We start from the raw sequence: 7,740 nt of genomic DNA on the forward strand, positions 1-7,740 counted from the left end.
CAGCAGTGGTTTTAATACCCATCTCCCGGGCGCGTTTCAGGCCATCGGATTCCGGGTCGATCCCCACCATCCAGACCGGTTCGATCCACTCAGACCGTTTCATCTTCATCAGCAAGTCGGTACCGATATTGCCCGGCCCGATAATCACTGCTTTTAATTTCTTACTCATATAATTTCACCCTAAGCTTCTAAATAAGGAAGCCAAATATTGCTAGTGGTTATACAAAACGGACAGAAGCCGAACCGATACCACCGATACTAACGCTCATATAATCCCCAGCCTGCACTGGCTCCAGCGGCACCAGTGAACCGGATAAAATCACTTCTCCAGCTTTAAGCGGGATGCCAAACTCGCCCAGCTTATTCGCCAGCCAGACAACACAGTTCACCGGACTACCCAGCGCCGCAGCACCGGCGCCGGTTGAGATCACCGAGCCATTTTTCTCCACCACCATACCGCAGGTGGACAGATCCACTTTGCGGGGATCGACCGCTTTATCGCCCAGGACAAACAGTCCGCAGGAGGCATTATCCGCCACGGTATCCTGAATTTTGATCTGCCAGTTGTCGATGCGGGAATCCACCACCTCAAAGCAGGGGATCACACAGTCGGTTGCCGCCAGAACATCGGCCGCCGTAATACCCGGTCCCAACAGATCTTTCTTCAGGATGAAGGCGATCTCACCCTCCGCTTTCGGCTGAATCAGTTGCTGGGAGATAGGCATCTCCTGGCCCTGACTGAAGGCCATCTTATCCGTCAGATAACCAAAGTCAGGCTGATCGACTTTAAGCATGTTCTGCACCGCTTTTGACGTCAGGCCGATCTTCTTACCAATAATCCGTTCACCCGCATCAAGCCGGCGCTGCAACAACTGCAAGGAGATATGGTAGGAATCTTCGATGGTGATATCCCCGAAGCGTGAGGTCAGCGGCTTCACCTGCTGTCGCTGACACAGGGCCTGGTAGAGTTCATCGCCCAGTAGTTTTATCTGTTCTGTATTCATTATCGTCTCAATATCTAGTTGTCATTGAATCAGCCATTACAGCTTGATGCAGACGTTTTTCAGCTCGGTATAAAACTCCAGACCGTGTACCCCGCCTTCGCGGCCGATACCGGACTCTTTCGCGCCACCGAAGGCGGTCCGCAGATCCCGCAGGAACCAGCTGTTAACCCAGCAGATCCCTACTTCCATCGCTTCCGCGACACGGGAAGCCCGGGCAGAGTTTTCTGTCCAGATCGCTGCGGACAGACCATATTTAGTATCGTTAGCCAGTTCGATCACCTCCTCTTCGGTATCAAACGGACGGATATGGCAGCAGGGCCCAAAGACCTCTTCACGGACAACACGGGCATCATCAGGCAGACCGGTCCAGATGGTCGGCTCAACCCAGGCTCCGGCATTCAGTGCTTCACCCATCTCGGGGACACCGCCACCGGTGACCACGGTAGCGCCCTCTTCCACCGCCAGACGGTAGTAGGACAAAACTTTCTCTTTGTGCTCCTGACTCACCAGCGGACCAAAGTCCACCTCGGGATCTTCCGGTACACCCAGCTTAAGTTTTTCCACGCCTTCTTTGAGGCGTTGCACAAACTCGTCGAAAATAGGACGCTCAACGTAGACCCGTTCGGTGCCCAGACAGACCTGGCCACAGTTAACAAACGCCGAACGCATGGTGCCTTCAATCGCTTTGTCCATATCGCAGTCGGCAAACACGATACCGGGGTTCTTACCACCGCACTCCAAAGAGATATTACGCAGTCCCACAGAGGCTGCGCGCATGATGATCTCGCCGGTACGGGTTTCACCGGTAAAGGTGATCGCATTCACACCGGGATGCTCGGTCAGGAAAGCCCCTGCTGAATCAGGACCAAAACCATGGACGACGTTATAAACACCTTTAGGTACACCACACTCGTTCATCACTTCGCCCAACAGAGTGGCTGTAGCGGGTGTTTCTTCTGATGGCTTCACCACCACTGTATTACCGCAGGCCAGCGCCGGGCCCACTTTCCAGGTCATCAGCAGCAGTGGCAGATTCCAGGGGCTGATCACGGCGATCACCCCTTTGGGGGTACGGTGGCCATAGTTCAGTGCACCCCGGCCATCCGGGGTATCCAGCTTAAAGGCTTCCGTCGGATGATTCGCCAGGGTTTCAGAGAACGCTTTAAAGTTGGCTGCGCCCCGGGGAATATCGATATGGGAGGCGATCTTGTGGGGTTTGCCAGTGTCTTTACACTCGGCATCGAGAAACTCATCAAAACGTTCATTGATTCTGTTAGCTACTTTATCCAGTAACTGGATCCGCTCCGCCTGAGTCATCTTGCCCCAGGGGCCTTGCATCGCCGCTTTGGCGGCTTTGACCGCCGCATCCACCTCAGGCTGACCCGCTTCATGGACAAGACCCAGCAGGCTGTTATCAACCGGATTACGGTTTTCAAAGGTTTTACCGCTGGCCGTGGTGACAAACTCACCATTAATAAAGTTTTTAAATTCGTGCATGTCGGTACTCGCTAATCTCAGGGGTAAATCTGTCTGGCACTCGCAGTTTTAAAGAACAACAGACAATAGAACTATATCTGACGGGGGTATAACTCCGTCATAAGGGCCGCACTGCCAGCATTGACACGACTGTGCAGCCTTATAATTATCAGGTTGAAACTATCCCATCAGAACTCAGGTCAGAACAGTCAGGAAGCGGTCATTCAGAACGCGATCATGGTAGAAAATCGCCTTACCCAGATCTTCCGCTTTCCAGGTAACTGGCTCATGATCCGGATAGTGATAGTCGCCGCCACAGAATACTTCTGAACGGTTACCCGATGGATCAAAGAAGTAGATCGTCTTACCGTGAGTCAGACCATGACGGGTCGGACCGATATCCAGAGAAACATCTTCCATTGAAATCAGGTCGGCAGCGCGCAGCACATCTTCCCAGGTATCCAGGAAGAACGATACATGGTGCAGTTTGCCGGGATCAGGACACTCGATGAAGGCTACGTCATGGGCTTTCATGCCGACGGTCAGGAACTGTGCGATACGGGTACCCTCAGGATCCAGCACCTGCTCAGCAAGCTCAAATCCCAGCACTTTCTGGAACAGATCCAGCGTACCGGCGATGTTTGGCCCATACAGCAGACAGTGGTCAAAACGGGTCGCTTTCATACCGGTCAGGCCGCGAGGCCATGCTTCAGGGTTTACCGGCGACAAACCCCACTTACCGGTTTGCTCTTTCTCAGCAAAGATCTCAAACATATGGCCGGTTGGCGAGTCAAAACGAATACGACGACCACAACCATTGAGTTCACCGGCAGGGATCTCTTCGACATTGCAGCCATATTCGACCAGCTCACCATGAAGTTTTTCCAGTGTCTGATTATCCAGTACTTTATACCCGACGAAATCCAGACCCGGTGCATCCGCTTCCCGCAGGACAACCGAAAACTTATCAACTTCAGTCCAACCCTTCAGGTAAGCCCGCCCCTGACTGTCACGCTCCACTTCGATCAGGCCCAGCAGATCCCGGTAATGTTTCAGGGCTTCTTCAACATCTAAAACCCGAATCTGTATATGACCGGGACGCATTACACCTTTTCTCATCTCGTTTTCCTCTGCACTTTGCTTTTATTGTTCAACCAGCCACCATCCTGGCGGCCTCTATTTGATAAGAAGACTCAGGAGCCTGGTAATGATCAGATTCAATATCCAGATCTGTCCGGGGAAACACCCGACAGGCCAGCACAAAACCCTGCTGCATTTCCTCTTCAGAAATATGGGCTTTGCTCATCCGTTTGCATTCATAATCCCCCTGGAGGATGCGAATTTTGCAAACACCACAACCACCACCCCGACATCCCACGCTGATTGCATCAGTGCTCATTCGCTCCATCGCAACCAACAACACCTGATCTTCTGCACATTTAAAGCTCTGATCACGATTAACAACCCTGATCAAATGTGTCTCCCGATCCGGCATAGGAATCTCCACTGACGTTCATTCGATTTTTGACGCATTGATATTAGAGCAACCTCTGTGCCAGCCTTAAACAAAAGAACAAACTCATTCATAAGCTACTGTTTTAAAATAAATTAAACATTCAGAGTAGACTAAGAAAACAAAAAAGCCTTGTCCGAGAACAAGGCCTTTTGATCATATAATCAATCATTTCAGAACTGGGTTAATGATTTCATCAGTTCCACCCGTAGGACTCCATCGACAGCGCCTGATATAAGATCGGGCTTTCCAATACTGACAGTTGATCTGTAGCATGGCTGGCTCCCATCGCGATCAGAAGCGGCAGATAATGTTCCGCACTGGGGTGGGCCGTTGCAAAATCATCCGATTCAATATGAGGCTGACTCAGCGTAACGATATTACGCTCCACAACCTGCTCTCTGGCCCAGTTCTGAAACCGTTCAACATAGTCCAGAGGGGCAGCTCGCTCCTCCCCCATATGATAAAGATTATGGGTCAGGCTACCGGAAGCAATAATCGCTACCCCCTCATTGCGAAGGCACTTTAGCTTCTCTCCCAACGCGATCAGGGATTCCGGTGTGGAAGCCGCATCCAGAGACAGCTGTATTACCGGGATACTGTGCTCCGGCAGCATATGCAATAGCGGAACCCAGACTCCATGATCCAGTCCCCTCTTTTCATCCAGCGCCACATCTAAACCATTATCCTGCAGGACTGACTGGATATGACGGGCAAGCTCAGGATCTCCCGCTACCGGATATTGCAATTGATAAAGCGCCTGCTCGAATCCACCAAAATCATGGATAGTTTCCGGTTTTGAAGATACCGTCAGGCGCATTCCCCGGGTAATCCAGTGGGGAGAGATCACCAGCAGCGCTTTAACATTGTCGAACAACGGTCTGTATTCCACTAACCGTGCCGCCGCTTCCCCCGGTGATAACGCCCACCGGGGTGAACCGTGACCGATAAACATGACCGGAGCTGATTTTTCAGACATGACAATCTCCTATTTCAGATATCCAAACCAGTCCAGTTCGGGTCCCTCTGGCACAATACCCATCGGATTCAGAGCCTTAATAGAGTAGTAACCCGTTTTTATATGATCAATATTCGTATTTTTACTGAATGCCGGCAGCGTTAATAACCGCCCCATATAGGCGGAAAGGTTTGCATAATCGCCGATCTGGGCCTTATTGGTTTTAAACAGTCCATAATACGCCACATCGAAACGAGCCAGTGTGACAAACAGACGGATATCGCTTTCGGTCAGTTGATCGCCCACGGCATAACGGTGATTATCAAAGTGTTTTTCCAGCCATTCCAGTGTTGTAAAAACATCGCTATACGCTTCATTATAAGCGGCCTGAGTGGAGGCAAAACCGGCACGATAGACCCCGTTATTTAAGCTATCGTAGATTCGCTCATTAAAGCTGTCTATCTCTTGCAACAGTAATTCAGGTGCCAGATCAACCTCAGAATTATGTACAGGCCGCAAATCATGGTTAAAAATCCTGATAATATCCGCAGATTCATTATTGATTATCCTGTGACCTTCTGTGTCCCATAAAACAGGTACTGTTGCGCGTCCGGTATAGTCAGGATCGGCCTCTGTGTACAGCTGATGAATATAGGTTATCGATTCCTGCTTTGCCGGTGTACTCCCGGGATATCCGTGAAACCGCCAGCCGCTATCACTTAGTTGAGGATCAACAATGCTGACAGGTATATACTTTTCCAGACCAAGCAAAGACCGGGCTATCAGGGTACGGGTTGCCCAGGGGCAGATATACGCCACATAGAGTTTGACACCCAGTGCTTCAATATCTCCACTTGTGACCGCAGCAATGCGATCTGGACTGATAGTGTGTCTGAATGCACTGCTCTGACGAATAAAGCGACCCTGCTCATCTTTTTTCTGCACCGGGCCCCACTTACTTTGCCACACACCATTAACTAACATAGCTCCCCCATAACCCTTTAATTAACCTGACAAAAGCACCGTGCCCACAAAAAAGTTCACACCGTCGCAGACTTTGTCTCCTGAGATTTAAGAGCATAACGTCCATCGCCCAGCAAAAACTGAACAACAGAAGCCGCAATCAAAAATACCGGATACTCCCAGCCTCCACCTTTATTTCCAAAGCCCCAGCCATTAGCTCCATGAACCAGGATGACGGCGCCCAGAAGAACAGGGATCAGCGCCGCTGCTACGTAGCGAGCATAAACGCCTAAAATCAGTGCAGTACCGCCAGCGATTTCCAGCGCCATAGTGACAGGCCCAAAGAAGCCAGGCAGTCCAAGTGAACTAAAAAAGCCTGCCGTGCCTTCCGGTGTAAACACCAGCAGTTTTAACAAGCCATGTGCCAGATACATGCTACCCAGAGCGAGGCGCAGCAGCGTTGCCGCATAAGCAGGAGAAGTATTCATTGAGTTATCCTCATCAATTGATTCGTAGTTGATGGATACATTTTGACTCAACCAATAAAATAAACAATAATCAATTTAATATACATATTGTTTAATATAATTTTACAATTAATACTTCCAATAAGGCTTTCCGAGAATGGATAAACTGAACCTGATGTCCACCTTTGTGGCCGTTACAGAGGCTGGAAGCTTTACCGCCGCAGCAAACCGTTTGGGTAAAACCAAAGCCCTTGTCAGCACGCATATATCACAGCTGGAAGCGCTACTGAAAGTCAGACTGATTATTCGCTCGACACGCAGTATGCAGGTCACCAGCGAAGGTCATAGTTACTATGAACAGGCAAAAAAAATACTGGATGATATTGTCAATCTCGAAGCTCAGCTCCTTAATGAAAGCCAGAGTCTGGTTGGACGATTACGTATCTCGGCACCAACGACCTTTGGCGAGCTGGTGTTGATGCCGTTTATCGCAGAACTGACATCCGCCAACCCTGACCTGAAAATCGAACTGCAACTGAATGATCGCTTTGTAGACCTGATCAGCGAAGGTTTTGATGTTGCCCTGAGAATTGGCAAGCTGGCGGACTCATCACTGATTGCAAAGCCTGCAGGTTTCACCCGGATGATCCTTTGCGCATCGCCTGAGTTTATAGCGCACTATGGCCGGCCTGACACAATAGAACAACTGGAAGACCTGCCCTGTGTATTTGATAGCAACTATCGACACGCGGGAAGCTGGGGCTTTTTGCAAGACAAACAGAAAGTTGAAATAAAACCGAGGATTATTGCCCGGGTGAACAGCGCTCTGGCGGCGGCGAATATGGCTTTCACAGGCAAAGTAATCGCTTTTTGCCCGGAGTTTGCCATTCATTCCATGCTAGAAAAGGGGGAGCTCGTCAGCCTCCTGCCCCAAGTGTGTAATACCCAGATACCGGTTAATGTAATCTATCCCCACCGTCAACACCTGTCCAGCAGAGTAACAACCTTTACGCAGCAATTTATTGCCTACTGGAACAGGCAAACCGCAGCATAGCGCTGCGGTTTTGTCTGTCTCAAAGCTATCGGTATGTATGGCGGTTAATGATCAGAACAATCAGATCCGTTTAAATAGCGCCGAGCGGCTCTGCTCCTCTGCACCATCGGCGGCGGTGACAAAGCGTTCCATATGGATATCCCGCTCAAACAGCCTCCCCTGCATCAGGGTTGTGATAGCCGCATCGATCATCGGCGGCGGGCCACAGAGATACGCTTTATTGCCATCGAAACGGCCGTTAAAGTGTGCCTGGGCCGCTTCATGCACAAAACCGGTGAAGCCCTGCCAGTCATCCCCCTCTTCAG

Annotated in this window: 8 protein-coding genes and 2 pseudogenes; 1 reads left to right on the forward strand and 9 read right to left on the reverse strand. The window is 50.4% G+C overall.

Going from position 1 to position 7,740, the window contains the following annotated elements; translation table 11 throughout:
• From JW499_RS21050 to JW499_RS21085, 8 genes and pseudogenes are all read right to left on the reverse strand, one after another.
• Window positions 1-169, reverse strand: a pseudogene (locus JW499_RS21050) (acetaldehyde dehydrogenase (acetylating)); the annotation flags it as partial.
• 49 nt (window positions 170-218) lie between these two features.
• Window positions 219-1,004 (reverse strand): 2-oxopent-4-enoate hydratase, encoded by a 786-nt coding sequence (gene dmpE / locus JW499_RS21055; protein WP_205212428.1) that lies wholly within the window; start codon window positions 1,002-1,004, stop codon window positions 219-221.
• Between the two features lie 36 nt (window positions 1,005-1,040).
• Window positions 1,041-2,501, reverse strand: coding sequence for a 2-hydroxymuconic semialdehyde dehydrogenase (locus JW499_RS21060; protein ID WP_205212429.1), 1,461 nt, complete (start codon window positions 2,499-2,501; stop codon window positions 1,041-1,043).
• A gap of 174 nt (window positions 2,502-2,675) precedes the next feature.
• Entirely contained in the window at window positions 2,676-3,599 is a 924-nt protein-coding gene (locus JW499_RS21065; RefSeq protein ID WP_205212430.1) for a catechol 2,3-dioxygenase, read from the reverse strand.
• A gap of 31 nt (window positions 3,600-3,630) precedes the next feature.
• Complete coding sequence (locus tag JW499_RS21070) at window positions 3,631-3,975, reverse strand: 2Fe-2S iron-sulfur cluster-binding protein (RefSeq protein ID WP_205212431.1); 345 nt, start codon at window positions 3,973-3,975, stop codon at window positions 3,631-3,633.
• Between the two features lie 214 nt (window positions 3,976-4,189).
• Entirely contained in the window at window positions 4,190-4,972 is a 783-nt protein-coding gene (locus tag JW499_RS21075) for a dioxygenase family protein (RefSeq protein WP_232846570.1), read from the reverse strand.
• Window positions 4,973-4,981: 9 nt separating this feature from the next.
• The gene (locus JW499_RS21080; RefSeq protein WP_205212432.1) at window positions 4,982-5,935 is read right to left on the reverse strand and encodes a glutathione S-transferase family protein; all 954 of its coding nucleotides are present in this window, start codon (window positions 5,933-5,935) and stop codon (window positions 4,982-4,984) included.
• A 56-nt stretch (window positions 5,936-5,991) separates the two neighbouring features.
• Complete coding sequence (locus JW499_RS21085) at window positions 5,992-6,402, reverse strand: DoxX family protein (RefSeq protein WP_205212433.1); 411 nt, start codon at window positions 6,400-6,402, stop codon at window positions 5,992-5,994.
• A 136-nt stretch (window positions 6,403-6,538) separates the two neighbouring features.
• On the opposite strand from JW499_RS21085, the gene JW499_RS21090 reads away from it, so the two are divergent.
• Window positions 6,539-7,435: a LysR family transcriptional regulator gene (locus JW499_RS21090; RefSeq protein WP_205212434.1), complete on the forward strand. Its 897-nt coding sequence runs from the start codon at window positions 6,539-6,541 to the stop codon at window positions 7,433-7,435.
• Between the two features lie 60 nt (window positions 7,436-7,495).
• Here the strand turns inward: JW499_RS21090 and JW499_RS21095 are convergent.
• Window positions 7,496-7,740: pseudogene (locus JW499_RS21095) on the reverse strand (phenol hydroxylase); the annotation flags it as partial.

Source organism: Amphritea pacifica, assembly GCF_016924145.1.
Classification (GTDB): domain Bacteria; phylum Pseudomonadota; class Gammaproteobacteria; order Pseudomonadales; family Balneatricaceae; genus Amphritea; species Amphritea pacifica.